Source organism: Sulfurisphaera javensis, assembly GCF_041154675.1.
Taxonomy (GTDB): Archaea; Thermoproteota; Thermoprotei_A; order Sulfolobales; family Sulfolobaceae; genus Sulfurisphaera; species Sulfurisphaera javensis.
This window is the reverse complement of the sequence record NZ_AP031322.1, coordinates 1516592-1534087: the sequence shown is the minus strand read 5'-3', so window position 1 is coordinate 1534087 and position 17496 is coordinate 1516592. Positions and strand designations below refer to the sequence as shown.

Below are 17496 nucleotides of genomic sequence, written 5' to 3'. Positions count from 1 at the left end.
AATTATTCATTTTACGTATTTTCAAAATTTATGAAATGAATATTTTTTCAAAAATCACAAAGAGAAAGTTATCCCTTTTTCAGTAACCCTTATGTTTTTAGCAACTTGAAATAATATTGATTTAATAGTTATAGAGTTTAATAGTATATTTGCAACATCCTTATTACCAGATAGTTTATACGTAACTTCCTCTGCAGTCATTTCGTTTCCAGTTATCATATCCTTAACTTTTTGAATTAATTTCTCATTGAATGATATGTTAAAATCAAGTAATTCTTCCATTTTTTTCTTGTTTGTATAAATGGGACCATGAGCAATTACAACGTAATCAACTCCCTTTATTAATTCTTTGAGTTTATAAAGAGAATTAAGAGATTCCCAAAAGTCTGTATAAAATGGAATTCCAAAATTTTCTAAAACTTTTTGTCCAAAAAATGCATCTCCTGCATACAAAACGTTATCAATTATATAAATTGTATGACCAGGAGTATGACCCGGTAATTTAATTTTTTCAACTTCAGTATCTGTAAAATCATCTTTTAAATCCTCTTTAATGAAATCAAACGTAAAATATTGATTATCTCTAGAACTGAAACCATAAATCATTGATCTTCTTCCCATTAAAGTTAAAGCCCAATAGTCTTCCTTAGGTAAATATTTTACTTTAGCTTTCTTTAATAATCCAGCTATGTGATCACTGTGCCCATGAGTAGCAAGTTGTACTTCAGCATTTATATCTAAATTTGAATTTTTACCACCTAAATCAATTACAACCCTATTATCATAAATTAGAGTATTAGGACTTCCGGGGATGACTTCAACTGTTTTAGTTAATTTCAAGCTCTTTCACTTCCGGTTTGACTAGGCTGTATAGTTCTAGACTTCTCTTTAAATCATCTTTATTAGTAGTTAATTGATGATTGTAAATATTTATTATTCTTCTCATAACTTCTAAAGAATAATATTTACTTGCTGAAGATATTATCATTGCTGATTCCTCTGGTTTATCTCTCATAATTTTTATTCCTTCTTCATATGCTTTAAGAACATTACTTGCGTTAACTTTAGAGTAAATTACACACTGTGGAACTAGATAATTCATCTTTTTCATTTCATCTTCAAAAATTTCACCTAATTCTACTTCTATTCCAACCAAAGCTAATTTTCCTTCGTTTTTTGCTTTTCTTACAGCTTCTTCTGGAGAAGTATTTACAACTTCTTTTTTGTTAGTGAGTTTCGCATAAAGCCTAGAATTATAATCAGCTAAAGTTCCTTGCCTTATTGTATAAATTACTTCAGAGTTTTTATTTCCTAATAGAGAATACATTCTAACATAAACTCCAGCAACAATTTTGTAACCTTTTAACCTTAACTTTGCAACGTTAGTTACTGAATCTAAAACAACGTCTCCTATTTCATTTGTCTCACAACTATTCTTTAACTCAAAATCAGTCTTTCCGAATACTTTTGCAACTAAAAGAGGAAAAGATACTGGTCCAGCAAAGGGTGCTGTTACAAGCATAAAATATATTCTCATTAACTATTTAAATACAATTTGCTTAAAGAATGCCAAACGTTTTAGTAAAACTCATTATACTTTAATTTTTAATATCTACTGTGAAAGTCGGAGAATCCTTAGAAAAAACTTTCATAGTAAAGCCAGAACATTCTGCTTCAGCAGTTTCCAGTGGTGCTGTAAACGTTTTATCAACTCCAATGATGATTGCCTTCATGGAAGATGTGTCATTTACTTTAGTTCAAAGATATTTAGAAAAAGGAAAAACTACTGTAGGTTATCATGTAGACGTTAAACATTTAGCCCCAGCTCCAATAGGTTCAGAAGTTAAAGTGAAGTCAACATTAATAGAAGTTAACGGAAAGAGACTTAAGTTCAAGGTCGAGGCTTATTATAAAGATAAAAAGATTGGAGAAGGAATACATGAAAGAGTTATTGTTGATGAGTCTGAATTCATGAAGAGGGTTGAATAATGAAAAGCTTAGTTCTTCATGGTAAAGGATCTTCACCAGAAAAAGTAGAATGGTTAGCTAAGCCTTTAAGATCATTTGGAGAAGTTATTGTACCAGAATTTGAAATTGAAGTTAAGGAAGGAATAGAAAAGGCTTTGCAATACGATTTTGATTGCATAGCTGGTCATTCAAGAGGAGGCACTATTGCATTAATAGCTGGTGCATTAAAAGGTACTTGTGTAATTGCTGTATCTGCACCTTCTGATAGAAGAAAACAAAGAGAATATTTATCTAAATTTCCTCCAGGGACTGTACAAAATAGAATATATCAAGACATTAGTAAACTACCAGAATATGAGTTTGATTATGCTCCATTAAAATATGCTGATAAACTTAAGGACGTTCTTTTAATTCATGGAGAAAATGATGAAATTGTCTTAAAAGAGCATTCTATTGTAATGTGTGAGGAAATAAAAAAGCACGGTGGAAATTGTGAGCTTCATATAATTCCTGGAATGAAGCACACTCCCTTAGGCCAGCAGTACTCAAAAATATGGGAAATTATTGAAAATTGGATAAGAAAGAGATTAAAGAGTTAGATTTCTTTTTCCTTTTATGATTTCCTTAATAGTATCAGAGGAGAATCCTACTCTTCCAAGGGACGTTAATGAGCTTTACCCAGGGAAATTCAGAGTTTTTACAATGAAATATTACCCAGGGCATGGGATAAGAAAGGATGAACTTGATAGGATGTTTAAAGAGCTTGAAAAAATAAAGAAACAAATAGAACAAGGAGATGTTATATTTTACGCTAGGTCCTATGGAGTATTTTATAGGCCTGGAATGGAGAGAATGAAGAAGTTCTTTTCAAAACCTGTTTTAATTGCAACAGAAACTATAATAACTAGACTTAGAGAGTTAAATGCAAAGAAACTTTATGTAATAACACCTTATAATCAAAGAAGACATGAATATGAAATTAAATGGTTAAGGGATTGGGGATTTGATATTGTTGGTTCTATAAGTTTAGGAAGAACTGGGGGAGAGGCTATTGCTTCAACTCCCCACGAATTATTAATTGAGGCAAGTAAAATAGCTCATCAATCCTCAGCTGATGCTATCTATATTGCCTGTACTATTCTTTCTACTCTTCCAATCCTTAAGGAATTGGAGGGCAGACTTCCTGTTGTTACTGCTTCCTCTTCCCTTTTTGAAGTTGCAAGGGAAAAGAAGCTCATTGATTTCTGAAAGGATCATTAATAAGTCTCTAGCCCATATGGTGAAAACAACGTCTTTTTCGATATCTGTAAAACCGTAAGGATGAAGAATCCTCGAAAGATTTGCGTAAATTTTTAACAATCTGTTTGATTTTTTGTTAACTGTTTCGCAAGCTAAAGCTATTAATGCACTAGCTTTAGGCATTGCTAAAGTAAAATATTTTGCATCATTTTTACAATATTTGCATTTTATATCCTTTTTTACTTTCTTCATTCCTAACTCTGAAAAGATTTCATGAATTGACATTGAATAATCTTCCCATTTTAAGTGTTTTTCACACACTGGTCTTCCAGCTAAAAATATAGTAATGCCATTTACTTCTCTCAATCCAGAATATTTCCTAATTTTCGTTAAAGCTTCACCGCCAGATCTTATAATAAAACCTTCATCAACTAGTTTATGCCAATCCATGTTTTTTAATGCATTATAATAAGCATCAGTAGTATGAGTTATGAAGGTTGAAAGAGAGGCCCTCTCTATTAAAAATCTATTATTTTCTTCAGCTGAATGGAGAAAGCCTAGAACCGCATTTTTATATCCAAATTTCATGGCTTTTATCATATCTTCCCCTAAAAGAACATTCTTTAGCAACTTAGCTTCATCAAGAATTACTTTCTTTATTAATTTTCGAAATTTATCATCTGAAGGAGGTGCTTTCTTTATTATACTCAAAGTTCCCTCAGTAGTGGAAAGAAATTTCAGTAACTTTTTGTCCATAGAATAATGGGAGAAGAGATTAAATTTTAACTTTATTACTTTTCATTATGATTTGTATTGGTCATAGAGGAGCCTCAGCGTATGAACCAGAAAATACAATAAAAGCATTCAAAAAAGCAATAGAAATGGGATGTGAAGGAGTAGAAATGGACCTAAGAAGAAGTAAAGATGGAAAGATTGTAGTTATTCATGATGAAACAGTAGATAGGACAACAAATGGTAAAGGAAAAGTTAGTGAAATGACACTTGAGGAGTTAAAAAAGTTAGATTCCCAAGGAGAAAAAATACCATTACTCTCAGAAGTTTTAAGTGAGATTAAGGCAAAACTTTTCTTATTAGAGATAAAAGAGGCTGGATATGAGGACCAAATAGTAAATGAGGTGAAAAGTTTTAATCTTCTTGATTCAGTTATTTTCATTTCTTTCAATTACGATTCTTTAAAGAAAGTCCTAGAATATGGAGGTAAAAAGATAGGTTTAATTTACTCTTCATCGCCTTATCCAATTCAGTTAGCAAAAAGTTTGAAAGCTTACGCTATGTTACCTAGATACAACTTATTAAATAGAGTTCATGCTAATGAATTAAAGAGAAATAAATTCTTCGTGATACCTTGGGTGGTAAATGATGTTAGTATCTTAGAAAAAATGGTTTACTATAACGTAGATGCAGTTGCGACTGACAAACCAGATATTATGAGACAACTGAAGATGGTGAATAAGAAGGGATTAACTATTTAAACACAGAAATAAAGTTTAACCAGTGGGGCTATTTAGAAGAAAATCAGAACCTCAAGTTGATAAGAAACAAATGATAAAAATACTATACACGAGTGACTTACACGGTTCTGATATAGTTTTTAGGAAATTCTTAAACGCTGGATTACAATTTAAGGTAGACGCTTTCATAATAGGAGGAGATTTAGCTGGAAAAGCACTTTATGCAATAGTTGACTTAGGAAATGGAAGATATAGGCTGGAAAATCAGGAGTTTGGACGAGAAGGATTACAAAAGGTTATTGAAGATATTAGAAATCACGGAAATTACTATGTGATTGTTGACCCTAAAGAATTTGAAGAAATGCAAAACGATAAAAAGAAAGTTGATGAGAAGTTTAGGCAAGCTATGAGTGATGTAGTTAGAGGATGGATAAAAATAGCTGAAGAGAAATTGAAAGATTATAAAGTACCAATATATGTAAATTTAGGAAACGATGACCCAGAATTTTTATTTGACGTTATTGCTGAAAGCAATATTATGCATAAGGCAGAAGGAGAAATTATTATAATAGGTGATCATGAAATGATATCTTATGGTTATGTTAATCCAACACCATGGCATACTCCTAGAGAACAAGACGAAGATACCTTATATAAGAATTTAAGAGAAATAGCCAGTAAGGTTCAAGATCAAAGTAAGGCTATTTATAACCTTCATGCACCTCCATACAATACCCATTTAGATAATGCACCGTTATTGGATGAAAACCTTAAACCAGTTGTAAAAGGAGGAGAAATAGTATTTACTCATGTAGGATCAGTTAGTGTGAGAAAAATAATTGAGGAGTTTCAACCTTTAGTAGGTCTTCATGGCCATATCCATGAATCGAGAGGATTTGATAAGATAGGAAGAACAATGGTATTTAACCCTGGAAGTGAATATAGTGAAGGTATTCTTCACTCTCTTTATCTAGTTCTTGAGGGAGATAAGGTAAAGACTTATATGTTTAGAAATGGGTAAGAAGATTAGCTAACTTCACTCCTTACTTCTTTTCCTCTTAACGCTGAAAGCACTAAACCTATTGCTAATATAAATGATCCCAGTAAAAGAGCAGAATGGATACCAGAAATAAACTGAGCGGGTATTTTACCATTATAAGTACCTAAAAAGACTTCAAATGCTACATATCTTGGAACAGTTAAGGAAGATATAGCTATAGCTATAACATAACTTAAAAGTAAGCCCATATTAGCTAATGTCCTTTGTAACCCAGAAACTCCCCCATAAATTCCTTTTCTTGCATTTGCCATAATTGCACTATTGTTAGCTGGATAAAATAAAGATGAACCGATTCCTCCTATTACACTTGCTATTATTATATTAACTAATGGTGTGTTTACTCCAGTAGCAATAGTTATGTAAACAAAGATTGCTAAAAGCATAAAAGCCATTCCTAAAGTAGCTGGTATTCTTGCACCTATTTTATCTGAAAGTCTTCCAGTAAAAGGGGCTATCATACTAGCTATTACATAACCTGGAACTAACAATAATGATGCTTCAAATGGACTTAATCCTCTAACTCCTTGAAGATACATTATTATAATAAATGCAACTGACAAATAACCTAGACTTTGAAAGAATGATGCAAATAACGAATATGTTAAAACTCTATTTTGAAATATTGTAAAGTCAATAATTGGATTTTTGGCTTTTCTCTCACTAAATATAAAACTAACAAATACTATTAGACCTAAAATTATTAATATCTCGTTCTTCAGTACTAATCCTTCTCCAGCTATATCCGCTGCACCATAACTTATAAGAGAAAGCGATATTGTTAGTAATATTGTACCTACTATATCAAACTGTTGCTTTATGGTTTGTGTGGATTTTATGTATCTAAAACTAAGTATTGATGCTATAATTCCGATAGGTACATTAATGTAAAATATATATCTCCAGCCGATGAACGTTGTTATTATACCTCCCAAAATTATTCCCAATATTGCACCAACATTCCAACCAATTGAAGTATAACCATAAGCTTTACCCCTTTGATTTGGTGGAAAAGTATCTGCAATTACTGCTCCACCAGTAGACTGCATCATGGCTCCTCCTAAAGACTGTAAACCTCTAAATGCTATTAATGATCCTATTGAAGGAGAAGCACCACATAATGCCGAACCAATTGTGAAAACAACAAATCCCCAGTTATACACTTTATCTCTCCCAACTCTATCTCCTAGTCTACCTAATTGAGTAGTTAACACAAGAACAACGAAGATGTAAAGAATTATTATCCAGATAGCTGTAAAGAAATCAGTGTGTAAATCTTGCACAATAACTGGCAAAGCTAATATAACTATTGTGCTATCGACAGCAGCCATCATAGTTCCAAGGACTACAATTGATAGAACTAGATTCCTTTTATCCATAAAATAGTCTCTCAGCAAAATTTAATAAGTATTTCGGATATGAATAATTAAAAAAATACAATATAACTCATGCCTTAGTTATATTAACATCTTTAACAAAGATATAGGGAGCAATTGTTGGTAAAGGAGAATCCCACCATTTTACTGAAAAGCTCTCTTTAGATACCTCTTCCACATTTTTCAGAATCCTAGGTAAATAATCGGAAATTCTTATTCTGCCAGCGTTTCCTATTGGTTTACCATCTTTATATACAATAACAGCATCCCTACATACTGTAGAAAATGCTCCCTCTAAGTAATTCTGGTACCTAGTATACCAATTGTTATTTATGAAGATAACATTACCAGATAGTAATGATTCAAAAGATATATCGCCGTTCTTAACTTCAATTCCAAAAGATACTGGATTTATAATTCCAGCATTGCCAGTAGTTTTAGCATTCATCATTTTAGCCATTTCGTTATTGTAAAGTAATGTCTTAAACTCTCCATTTTCTACAATTGGCTTATCATATGTAAAGGTTGCCTCGTCATCAAATTCCCTAGCATTTAACTTTCTTGGGACATCATAAATGCTGACTTTTTCATTAGCAACTTTATCACCAACTTTTACATTATATAAAAAGGATGAACCAGTAAAAACACTAAATGCTGAAGAAAAGTAAGCGAAATCACTCATTAAATTACCTACAACCAAAGGAGATAATACAACGTTATACTTTCCATCACTTATTTTTACCTCACCATCTATAGAAGCTAAAATATTAGCTTGCTTTATACTTTCTTTTAATGGAGATAAAGAGTCAGAATAAAATGCCCATTGCCCACTATAATTTTTGTTAAATGCTCTTACATAACCATCAGCAGAATAAGTTACGGTTAGTCCATTAAAGCCTTTAGAGGTAACTAAAGAGATAGTGTTCTCATTTACGCTGATTATCCCAGAGATAGGATATTCTGAAGAATAAATCTCATTTGTTACTGTAGATATTTCTCCTTTCTCTATGACATCTTTCAATGGAGAGGAAGAAATTGATTTTATCTCCCTATCGTTATCGCTAATAATGGGATAAATTGATGATTCCTTAACAACATTAAAAGTTTCCTTAATTTTATTTACATCGACTTTTCCAGTAAAGAATAAGACAACAAACTTGCTTCCTTTCCTTACTAATATTCCTATGTTCTCTTCGATCAATCTTTGCACTTCAACGATCTCACTATATACGAATTTTATTAACAATCTTCTTACTCTAAATTTTCCTACAGCGACTTCTTCATGTTCTTTTAAATTATCTAATATCTTTTGAAGATCTTCATTCATTTCCTCTCACCTTTATTGATACATTTCTTATCCTCATATTTGGTCCTCCCATCCAAACTGGAATACCTTGATCTGGGTCACCTTTACCACAAGTTCCATAATAGAATTTCAAAGTATTGTCAACAGCATCTATTGAGGATAGAAAATCAAAAGTTGTTCCTTCAATTATTGGGAAAAGAAGTGGTTCACCAATTTCACCATTTTTAATCTCATACGCCTCTAGACCTACATATCTTTGTCCAATCCTTAAATCGTCAATATTCCATTCCATATAAGATTTTAAGTAAACTCCGTCTTTAACATCTTCCAAAAGTTCATCAAATGTATAATTTCCAGGTAAGAAGAAAGTATTTGACATTCTAACTAACGGCTCCCTATCAAACCTAGAAGCTCTTGCCGAACCGTTACTTAAAGTTCCGAATTTGTAAGCTGAAAAACGGTCTTGCAAAAGTTCATTTATAACTCCATTCTTTATAAGGAATTTTTCTCTAGCTTTAATCCCTTCATCATCTATCAAGTAAAACCCTGCACTGTTTTCTAATGTAGGATCGTCTACTAAATTTACAACATCAGATCCAATTTTTTCTCCAATTTTTCTACCAACTAAATAACTTAAACCAGCTTGTGCAGATTCTCTTCCTAAAATTCTATCTGCCTCAAAAGGATGCCCTACAGATTCATGGGCCATGATTCCAGAAAGCAAATTACTCATTATAACATCTTTTTTGCCTTGGGTTGGAGATTTACCTTTATTTAATACTTCATCAACTGACCTTATCTTTTCTTCAAGAGTTTTCTCTAAGTTCCATAACTTAAGTAATTCTAACCCACCACCTCCACCAAACTCTTCATAAAAAGTGGAACTAGCTTTTTCGCCTTTCAAAGTTACTGAAAAAGAGACATATATTCTAGGCACTCTACCTTTAACCTCAGTTCCATCTTCAAATAATATCTCTTTCTCTTCTACAGACTCAGAATAAAAAGCATTAAGGGATATAATTTTAGAGTTAATTTTAAGCGAAAGAAGATTTTTAGAGATTTCTGCTAGTAAATTTAGCTTATCTTGTATCGATAAGTTTTCTATTTTTTCCACTTCGTAAGCTGAATATTCTCCATTAGTTCTTGAATCTGATGAATACCCCTTTTCCCACTCCTTTGCAGAAAATGATAAGGGTGAAAGTTCCTCTGGATTAGATGCTGAAGTGAAGTACATTTCATTCTCTTTATAAGCTCTAACACTATAACCAGAAATCTCTAAATTTTCAATACCAGCAGGCTCTCCGTTTATAATGTAAAACTCCGTTCTTGATATAGAATGCTTCCTAGTTTCAACATATTTAAAATCATTAAATCGCTTGAGTATTTGTGAAAGTTCCATAAAGTGAAATTGTTATAGGATTAAATAAACTTGTTTAATTATGCCAGTGAATTTATCATTATAATCATTAACATTGTTTGGAAATTTAAATTCTCATTATATACTTCTTATACTTATGTAAAAATGCTTAAATTAAAATTGGAAGATATAAATATGACAACAAAAATGATGGAACAAAAATCTAATGCAATAGAATCTTTCTTAGCCTATACTTTGCCTACATACATTCTTGTTTTACCAACATTCGTAATTAACCAACTAAACTTACCTACATGGATTGCTTTTACAATAGCGTCTATACCTTTTAGTGGAAGAATTGCTGGTGCTTTAATTTATCAATACTTGCTCAAAATTCTAGGATCTAGAATAGTAATTTATTTGTCATTTTCATCTTTGGGTATTCTATCAGCAACAGACGGAATATTTCATAATGCAATTTATCTTTTAATTTCAAGATTTTTAATAGGTGTGTTCTTCGGTATATCTACATCTATAGCAATAAATGAGGCATTATTAACAAGAAGTAAATTTATTACCAGCTTAACGATGAGTGGCTGGGCTGTAGGATGGATGGGTGGAAGTATAGCTTATGCCTTGCTCCATTATTGGGAATTAATAGCAATAAGTGGCCTTATAACTTTACCATTTACGTTGACTTATAAAAGTAACATAAAGACAAGTAATGTAAGATATCAATTTCCTCCTTTACTAGCTATTTTAACTTATTTCCTAGCATTTGAACCAGCATTCGCATTGACTTTAGCTCCTTACGTATTAGAAAAACTTGGGGACGATGTTTTAGTATACATGATAATAAGCTATTCTTTATCAATCCCCATATATTTATTGGGTGCAAAACTTGAGAGATTTCTTAGTATGCTGCTTGTAGGTATTATAGTATCAGGAATACTTTTCTTTTATTTCAATATTTCAGAAGCATTATTCATATTTACAGCTTTAGGGCTTGGAATTAATGCTATTGCCCCAACAATAGCACAAAGATACGGCGCAAATCCATTAAATGCGGGAATAGCATTAAATATTGCTGCTATTGGAGGAACAATAATACCTATAGTTTTTAGTAATAGCATAAAAAGTATATCAATATTAACTTTAATTACAATGATTATATTACTATTTTTAGAAAGAGCTAGAAAAGAAGAAAAAATTACAATTTAGCTCTTTTTACCTTTCTCTTTAGGATCTTTTTCTTCTTCTGTCGTTTCTTCAGTAACTTCTTCCTTCTTTACTACAGATTCTGGTAAAGTTGCTAATAATTCAGAATAAGCCACTTCACCGTGCATTGCATAGTCACCAATTGCTAATGTATCTGGAGGTGCTTGTAATGGTATGAATAGGCCAATTAATTTTAGCAAACCAAAAGTTATTGCAAAATCGTATATAAATACTACAGCCGCTGCTAATGCTTGAATTCCTAACTGATACCAGTTACCATATAGAGCACCAGTTAACCCTGGATCAATATATTTAGTGACTGCTGGATCTGCAAACACTCCAGTTAATAACCCACCAACTATTCCTGCAATACCATGGGTAGAGAATACTCCTAGAGTATCATCTACCTTTAACCTTGGTTCGAACTTATATAGAGATATCCATGGAATAGACCCAGAAGCTATTCCTATTAATATTGCTTCCCAACCATTCACATATCCTGCTGCTGGCGTTATAGCTACTAACCCAGTTATAGCACCACTTGTAGCACCAACTAATGTCGGTTTCTTGAAGAAGGCCATATCCATTAACATCCAAGTTATTGCACTTGCAGCAGTAGCAATATTAGTATTTAACACTGCTATTGCTGCATCAATTGTAGCACCTCCAGGGTCACCACCATTAAAACCATCCCATCCCAACCATATTAAACCTGCACCGGCTAAGACTAATGGTAAGCTATGAGCTTCTAATTTTCTTTCAGATGCTAACCTTGGTCCTACAGCTAATGCAGCAGCTAATGCACCTACTCCAGCATCCACATGTATTACATAACCTCCACTAAAGTCTACAGCACCTAATTGATTTAACCAACCTCCTGCAAATAACCAATATGCTACTGGGCTATAAACTAATAAGCTCCAGAACGGAACAAATATCATCCATGCTTTGAAGTTCATTCTTTCCAATACACCACCAGCTAATAATACTGGGGTTATTGCAGCGAAGACAAACTGGAAGAATATGTAAGTAGATGTTGGTATATCTAAAGGAGAACCAGATGGACCGTAAATTGTTTGACTAGCCTCATAATGTCCTAACCAAGCAGGCAATGGATAACCTAAAATACCATACTTACCTATACTTATTGCAGCGGGATAGCCAAATCCAGCATTATAGCCAGCAATCATCCAAACTATTAAAACAGCAGCAAAAGCATAAAATACCATTAATGCAGAATTTACTGCGTATTTTTTCTTCGAAAGTCCAGCATAATAGAGAGCAACACCAGGAACACTTTGTAATCCCACAAAAGTCGCTGCCGTAAGCATCCATGCATTGCTTCCTGTATCTAACCAACTAGGAACTGCAGCAGAAGGATAATCAGCTGTATGATTTTCTAATGCTAGTATACTTTGATTTAAGCTTTGAATTTCTGCAGTTATATTTGATGAGGATTGTGCATATGAATGCAATGATAAGATTAGTAGTATGGAAAAACTAATTAGTATTAGTGTTAACTTAAGGTTCGTTTGAGGGAAGGCTTTTTGGATTATCATCGCTAACCATTTAACTCTAAATTGGTTATAAGCATTTTTGATATTTTCATTAAAACTTTTTAGTTTTTTAACGTAACTAAAAGAAACAGTTTCATAATCAGTAATTATAATTTGCACGCTAACTCTAATCTTTTTTTATTTCAAATGTTATAATTAAAAATATTCTGATAGTAAAGTATAAGCAAATATATACTTATAAAAAAGAGAAAGGTTTATTTATAACATGTTAGAATTTTATTTATGCAGAAAACATATACTGGAAGATATGTTAATATTCCACTTTTAGCGCAAGAAATTAATAATCTCTTCTTAAGTGAAGGATGGGAAAGCCAGACAATGCAATTATCTACACCAATGATGCAACCTGGAATGCCACAATACTATGATTATGAAATTAGGGCAATGAAAAAAGGTCACCTTCATCATGTTGAAGAAGTTATAGTTAGAATTAGGGGATATCCTAATGAATTCTCTATTATCGTTGAGGAAGAACATATAGGACCCTTAGGAAGAGATCTAATTAATCATAGACTTATTGGAACTATTGATAAACAAATAAGCGACGGAATGTATGATATGCCAATGCCTATGCAACAGTCAATGCAACAAATGATGCCACAACAAACACCTTCTCCACAGATGAGTATGCCACAAATGCAACAAGGAATAAAATGTCCTCAGTGTGGCTATTTAAATCCCCCTGGTGCTAAATTCTGTTTAAACTGTGGAACAAAGTTATTTTAGATCTTCTACCACTTTATAAAATTCTTTTACCTCAGAGAGAGGTCTTCCAGTAGCATTTCTAGTTACTGCTAAAATTTCTGCTACAATGCTTAACGCAATTTCTTTTTCACTTTTTGCCCCAATATCTAAACCAGCAGGAATTCTAAGCTTCTTCAATTGTTCCTTAGATATTCCTGCTTGTAATAATCTTTGCATAATCACTTTAGCCCTTTTTATACTCATAATAACAGCTATTTCCTTTGCTCCTCCTAAAATTGATTTCATAATTGCCCATGTATCATAAACATGTCTAGTTGCTACTATAACATAAGAATCCTTTACAATTTCATCAGGTACTTGAAAGCTTGTACCTTTTATTATTTTATCAGCATCATAGGAGGTATCATCAGCAAAAGGATCAACAACAGTCACATAAAATCCCAAATCTTTAAGATATTTTGCAATAAATGGTGCAACAGAGATGCTTTTACCAGAACATTTAGAAATATCAACTCTTACACTATCTCTATCGCAAAAAACTGGTTCTTCCATTTCTGCCTCTCTACTTGAAGCAAATATAACTATATTCATAAAATAATGAAGGAAAGAAAAAATAAAAGGTTTGGTTTAAAAAGATTTTAGTCTTCTCCGTATATTTCCTTTATCTGAGCTACTACTTTGTCTAATCCAGATTTCTTCTCCTTATAGTCCTTCAACAAATCGAGTAGTTTTCTTCCTTTATCAGTTAAATAATATAGACCATCTTTTTGTACTATTAGCTCTTTCTCTACTAACTTGTTAATGTAGTTGTTTGTTAGTTCATAGCTTAAATTTGCCTTATACATTAACCAAGTTTTCTTTGCACCATTCTCGCATTGAGATAGTATATCATGTATTATTTCATACCTTGTCCTCTTTTTTCTTCCAACTTGGGCTTCTGTCATCAAATACTAATAATCAAAAGAATCTTATAAATTTTACTTCTAAACCAGTAGGCTTACAAAAGGAGTTTCACAGAAACTCTTTTTTATCAATTAACGTTATATACAAACAAGAGAATGGTACTACGATTTTTAAAATAGAATATAAGTAAGTAAAAAACAAAGTTATTTATAATGATTCTAAAATATGATTAGAAAGATATAATTTACAAAATACTTAAGACACTTCATATTTCTTCATTCGTTGAAAGAGCAACCATGAAATGTAAGAAGCTGATTCAAGACTTTTTAATGTAGGAAACAAATCCCATTCTACTTCCCCATGAGCTAAAAGGTTCCTAACGTTTAGAGAAAGTCTAAAAGCTAAACTCTCCTCCTTATCCATAAATTTCTCAGCCCAACTTAATAATGAACCTTGAGAAAAAGGAAAAGTTTCACCGTTAACCTTAACCTTATATTGACTCCATCCTTTTCTTCTAATATATAATTTTATACGGCGATAGTCATAATCTTTTAGTTTAACTTTCTTATCTTTATACTGAATAATAACTCCTTGTTTAACGTACTCTGAGTATAAAGATCGTAAGGCCATTTCCATAACTAAGTAAATTTCTAAGGTTGCAACATCATTTATTCCGCAGTCAAGAAGTCTTAATGCACCTCTTTGTACTTTTACTACTTTCTCTGGTAAATCCCAATGTAGTTCCCCTTTTCCAATTATAATATAAGGAATATTAGCTAAGAATACACCAACAGCATCATCTTCTTTTTCTACTTTAACTCTCTCTTCCCTAATAATTACATAATTATCCTCAATTTTCACCTTTGATAGGATTTTTTTCAGTAATTTTTTATCTCCTTCTTTTTCGTATTGAAAAAAATCCTTTATTGCTTTTCTAATTTTTGTCTTTATACTCACAGAAGTTTTATAAGATAAAGATAATTAAAAGTTGCAATGCCAGGAGGAAGAGGTAGAATAGGCTTAATCCTACCAGCAAATAATGCAGGAATGGAATATGATTTATGGAAAATGGCTCCAGAAGGAGTAACTGTCCACTCAACAAGAATGAGACCAACAAGAGGTTGCGAACCAGAAAACGTTGAGGAATTTGAAAAAGAACTTAAACAAACATATTCATTACTTGAAGAAGTCTCTGACGTTATCATTTACGGAAGGACTTATGGTACTCACAAACATGCTCATGTGATAAAGAAAGTGATTAAAGATGTAATTATACCAGAAGAATCTGCATATGAACTACTTAAAAAACTGAATGTAAAGAAATTATGGATAGGTACTCCTTATGTGAAAGAAAGAACATTAGAAGAGGTTGAATGGTGGAAGGAGAAAGGTTTTGAAGTAGTTGGTTATGATGGATTAGGAAAAATTAGAGGAATAGATATTTCAAATACGCCAATATTTACAATATATAGGTTAGTTAAGAGACATTTAGATGAGGTTCTTAAGGCTGATGCTGTATACATTGCTTGTACAGCACTATCAACATTTGAAGCAGTACAATATCTACATGAAGATTTAGGTATGCCAATAATATCTGAAAATGTAGCATCTATGTGGGGAGCCTTAAGTAAATTGAAAATTAAGGCAAATTTACCAGGATTTTAGCTTAATATATGAGTCAGAATTATATTTAATTGTGAAGACTGAAATAAAAGTAGGGAAAAAATTAACAATAAGGATTCCTAAAGGAATTGCTGAAGAGTTAAACATTCATGAAGGAGATAGATTGCTGTTAATTGCAAAAGAGGATAAAATTATCCTTAAAGTAATAAGAGATCCAATTTGGCTAGCTATTAATGGTAAAAAGTTTGCTAAGATTTCACTTGATGAAATAGAGAAAATAAGTGAGGAGGAACAAAAAGAGTATGAAAGTACTAATTGATACTTCATTTATTTTACCAATTTTAGGAATTGAAGTTGAAGGAGTAGAAGATGAAATAAAGAAATTTCCTTCCCACGAGATTTATTACACAGAAATTTCCATTCTTGAAAGTTTTTGGGTAATAAAGAGAATAGAGAAGAAAACGAAAATAGATATGAAAAGAGTAAAAGAAGGACTTAGAAGTTTAAGATTATTTAAATTAGTTAAGATACCCTTCAATGCATATGTTAACGCATACAAATTAAAAGAGAAACATTCTGACTTTATCGATTTACTACTTTATTTCACAGCTAAATATTACTCTCTTAAGTTCCTTACTTTAGATAGAAAAATAAAGGAGTTAGATACTTCCTCTATAGTTATCGATTCGTTAAGCTAAAGTTTATAATTATAAAAAGATCTTCTAACTTATGGAACAAGTTAAAAAGCTTAAAATAACTGTCCTAAGTGATAACTTCACTAGTACAATAATACCACCATTAATTGGAGAGTGGGGTTTTTCTGCATATATAGAGGCTGACGATACGAGGATTTTATATGATGTAGGAAATTCAGGTTTGCCAGTCCTTCATAATTCTAAACTTTTAGGGATAGATTTATCTAAAGTTGATTACATAGTTTTAAGTCATGGCCACTCAGATCATACTGGAGGTCTAGGAAATAAAGAACTTTTAGACATTTTAAAAGGAAAAACTATTATAGCCCATCCATCAATATTTGAGAAGAAATTCCTTAATTGGGGCGGAAAGTTACAATATATTGGTTTACCTTTAACTAGAGAAGAAATAGAGAGAAACTTTAATCTTATACTTACAAGGAAACCATTAGAATTTGCGAAAGGCATAATTTTTAGTGGTGAGGTAAAAAGATATGGTTACCCGGAATATAATTCTGGATTATTTAAGTCTGAAGAAGAGGGTATTGAATCAGACCACCTTTATGATGATGCAGCACTTTTTATAAATTCAGTAAAAGGTTTAGTTATTCTAACTGGTTGTGGACATTCAAACGTTTTAAATATAATAAACCATGCTAAAGAGATTACTGGAGTAAATAAGATATATGCTGTATTAGGTGGATTTCATTTGCTTTCTTCCGAAGCTCAGCACGTTAATGATGTTATTAATAAGCTTTCTTCTGAGGCTGTTAAAATTGGGCCTGCTCATTGTAGTGGAAACTTGGCTAAAAGTCTTGTTAGTAAAGATAGATTTATTGATTTCGGAGTCGGAAAGAGCCTCGAAGTAGTCGAATGAAACACTCTCTAATAATATTCTTCCTATCTTAGCAAAATAATATCTGAGAAAATCAAGTGAGGAATAGGGTAATTCAATTATTTCCTTCTTTTCTAAGAAAATTTGTATTTTCTTCTTTTCATG

At 32.0% G+C, this 17496-nt stretch carries 20 protein-coding genes; 11 read left to right on the top strand and 9 right to left on the bottom strand.

Annotation, left to right across the window (positions count from 1 at the left end; genetic code table 11):
- Window positions 1-54: 54 nt before the first annotated feature.
- Together ACAM25_RS08570 and ACAM25_RS08565 are read right to left on the bottom strand one after the other, a co-directional pair.
- Window positions 55-840: an MBL fold metallo-hydrolase gene (locus tag ACAM25_RS08570; protein ID WP_369609318.1), complete on the bottom strand. Its 786-nt coding sequence runs from the start codon at window positions 838-840 to the stop codon at window positions 55-57.
- On the bottom strand, window positions 827-1522 hold the full coding sequence (locus tag ACAM25_RS08565) for a DUF3834 domain-containing protein (protein ID WP_369609317.1): 696 nt from the start codon (window positions 1520-1522) through the stop codon (window positions 827-829). Before ACAM25_RS08565 ends, ACAM25_RS08570 begins: the two co-directional genes overlap by 14 nt.
- 95 nt (window positions 1523-1617) lie before the next feature.
- Here ACAM25_RS08565 and ACAM25_RS08560 point away from each other — a divergent pair, with 95 nt between their 5' ends.
- The 5 genes from ACAM25_RS08560 (at window position 1618) to ACAM25_RS08540 (ending at window position 5700) form a co-directional block, all read left to right on the top strand.
- A complete protein-coding gene (locus ACAM25_RS08560; protein WP_369609316.1) occupies window positions 1618-1989 on the top strand; it encodes a thioesterase family protein in 372 nt (123 codons plus the stop codon).
- Window positions 1989-2567 (top strand): alpha/beta hydrolase family protein, encoded by a 579-nt coding sequence (locus ACAM25_RS08555; RefSeq protein ID WP_369609315.1) that lies wholly within the window; start codon window positions 1989-1991, stop codon window positions 2565-2567. The genes ACAM25_RS08560 and ACAM25_RS08555 overlap by 1 nt, the downstream gene beginning before the upstream one ends.
- A gap of 16 nt (window positions 2568-2583) precedes the next feature.
- Window positions 2584-3216 carry a maleate cis-trans isomerase gene (locus ACAM25_RS08550; protein ID WP_369609314.1) on the top strand — a complete coding sequence of 211 codons (633 nt, stop codon included), beginning with the start codon at window positions 2584-2586 and terminating at the stop codon, window positions 3214-3216.
- A 794-nt stretch (window positions 3217-4010) separates the two neighbouring features.
- Window positions 4011-4700, top strand: a complete 690-nt coding sequence (locus tag ACAM25_RS08545; RefSeq protein ID WP_369609313.1) for a glycerophosphodiester phosphodiesterase — start codon at window positions 4011-4013, stop codon at window positions 4698-4700.
- A 22-nt stretch (window positions 4701-4722) separates the two neighbouring features.
- Window positions 4723-5700: a hypothetical protein gene (locus ACAM25_RS08540; protein WP_369609312.1), complete on the top strand. Its 978-nt coding sequence runs from the start codon at window positions 4723-4725 to the stop codon at window positions 5698-5700.
- Window positions 5701-5705: 5 nt separating this feature from the next.
- Here the strand turns inward: ACAM25_RS08540 and ACAM25_RS08535 are convergent, their stop codons facing one another.
- From ACAM25_RS08535 to ACAM25_RS08525, 3 genes are all read right to left on the bottom strand, one after another.
- A complete protein-coding gene (locus ACAM25_RS08535; RefSeq protein WP_369609311.1) occupies window positions 5706-7115 on the bottom strand; it encodes an MFS transporter in 1410 nt (469 codons plus the stop codon).
- A 67-nt stretch (window positions 7116-7182) separates the two neighbouring features.
- Window positions 7183-8439 (bottom strand): metallopeptidase TldD-related protein, encoded by a 1257-nt coding sequence (locus ACAM25_RS08530; RefSeq protein WP_369609310.1) that lies wholly within the window; start codon window positions 8437-8439, stop codon window positions 7183-7185.
- Entirely contained in the window at window positions 8432-9817 is a 1386-nt protein-coding gene (locus ACAM25_RS08525; RefSeq protein ID WP_369609309.1) for a TldD/PmbA family protein, read from the bottom strand. The genes ACAM25_RS08530 and ACAM25_RS08525 overlap by 8 nt, the downstream gene beginning before the upstream one ends.
- A 123-nt stretch (window positions 9818-9940) precedes the next feature.
- On the opposite strand from ACAM25_RS08525, the gene ACAM25_RS08520 reads away from it, so the two are divergent.
- Window positions 9941-10996, top strand: a complete 1056-nt coding sequence (locus ACAM25_RS08520; protein ID WP_369609308.1) for a transporter — start codon at window positions 9941-9943, stop codon at window positions 10994-10996.
- Here ACAM25_RS08520 and ACAM25_RS08515 read toward each other — a convergent pair.
- Entirely contained in the window at window positions 10993-12552 is a 1560-nt protein-coding gene (locus ACAM25_RS08515) for an ammonium transporter (protein WP_369611645.1), read from the bottom strand. The two genes, ACAM25_RS08520 and ACAM25_RS08515, sit on opposite strands and share 4 nt — an antisense overlap.
- Window positions 12553-12792: 240 nt before the next feature.
- Between ACAM25_RS08515 and ACAM25_RS08510 the strand changes: the two genes are divergently transcribed.
- On the top strand, window positions 12793-13296 hold the full coding sequence (locus ACAM25_RS08510) for a zinc ribbon domain-containing protein (protein WP_369609307.1): 504 nt from the start codon (window positions 12793-12795) through the stop codon (window positions 13294-13296).
- On the opposite strand, the gene ACAM25_RS08505 is transcribed toward ACAM25_RS08510, so the two are convergent.
- The 3 genes from ACAM25_RS08505 to ACAM25_RS08495 all read right to left on the bottom strand — a co-directional run bounded on the left by ACAM25_RS08505 (window position 13288) and on the right by ACAM25_RS08495 (window position 15135).
- Window positions 13288-13866 (bottom strand): XdhC family protein, encoded by a 579-nt coding sequence (locus ACAM25_RS08505; RefSeq protein ID WP_369609306.1) that lies wholly within the window; start codon window positions 13864-13866, stop codon window positions 13288-13290. The genes ACAM25_RS08510 and ACAM25_RS08505 overlap by 9 nt on opposite strands.
- 47 nt (window positions 13867-13913) lie before the next feature.
- Complete coding sequence (locus ACAM25_RS08500) at window positions 13914-14219, bottom strand: winged helix-turn-helix domain-containing protein (RefSeq protein WP_010978640.1); 306 nt, start codon at window positions 14217-14219, stop codon at window positions 13914-13916.
- Window positions 14220-14433: 214 nt separating this feature from the next.
- Window positions 14434-15135: a hypothetical protein gene (locus tag ACAM25_RS08495; RefSeq protein ID WP_369609305.1), complete on the bottom strand. Its 702-nt coding sequence runs from the start codon at window positions 15133-15135 to the stop codon at window positions 14434-14436.
- A gap of 36 nt (window positions 15136-15171) precedes the next feature.
- Between ACAM25_RS08495 and ACAM25_RS08490 the strand changes: the two genes are divergently transcribed.
- The 4 genes from ACAM25_RS08490 to ACAM25_RS08475 are packed head-to-tail and all read left to right on the top strand — an operon-like array spanning window position 15172 to window position 17373.
- Window positions 15172-15843 (top strand): arylmalonate decarboxylase, encoded by a 672-nt coding sequence (locus tag ACAM25_RS08490; protein ID WP_369609304.1) that lies wholly within the window; start codon window positions 15172-15174, stop codon window positions 15841-15843.
- Window positions 15844-15874: 31 nt separating this feature from the next.
- Window positions 15875-16120 (top strand): AbrB/MazE/SpoVT family DNA-binding domain-containing protein, encoded by a 246-nt coding sequence (locus ACAM25_RS08485; RefSeq protein WP_369609303.1) that lies wholly within the window; start codon window positions 15875-15877, stop codon window positions 16118-16120.
- Window positions 16104-16499, top strand: coding sequence for a PIN domain-containing protein (locus ACAM25_RS08480; protein ID WP_369609302.1), 396 nt, complete (start codon window positions 16104-16106; stop codon window positions 16497-16499). The genes ACAM25_RS08485 and ACAM25_RS08480 overlap by 17 nt, the downstream gene beginning before the upstream one ends.
- Before the next feature lie 31 nt (window positions 16500-16530).
- Window positions 16531-17373, top strand: a complete 843-nt coding sequence (locus ACAM25_RS08475) for an MBL fold metallo-hydrolase (RefSeq protein ID WP_369609301.1) — start codon at window positions 16531-16533, stop codon at window positions 17371-17373.
- Window positions 17374-17496 lie beyond the last annotated feature (123 nt).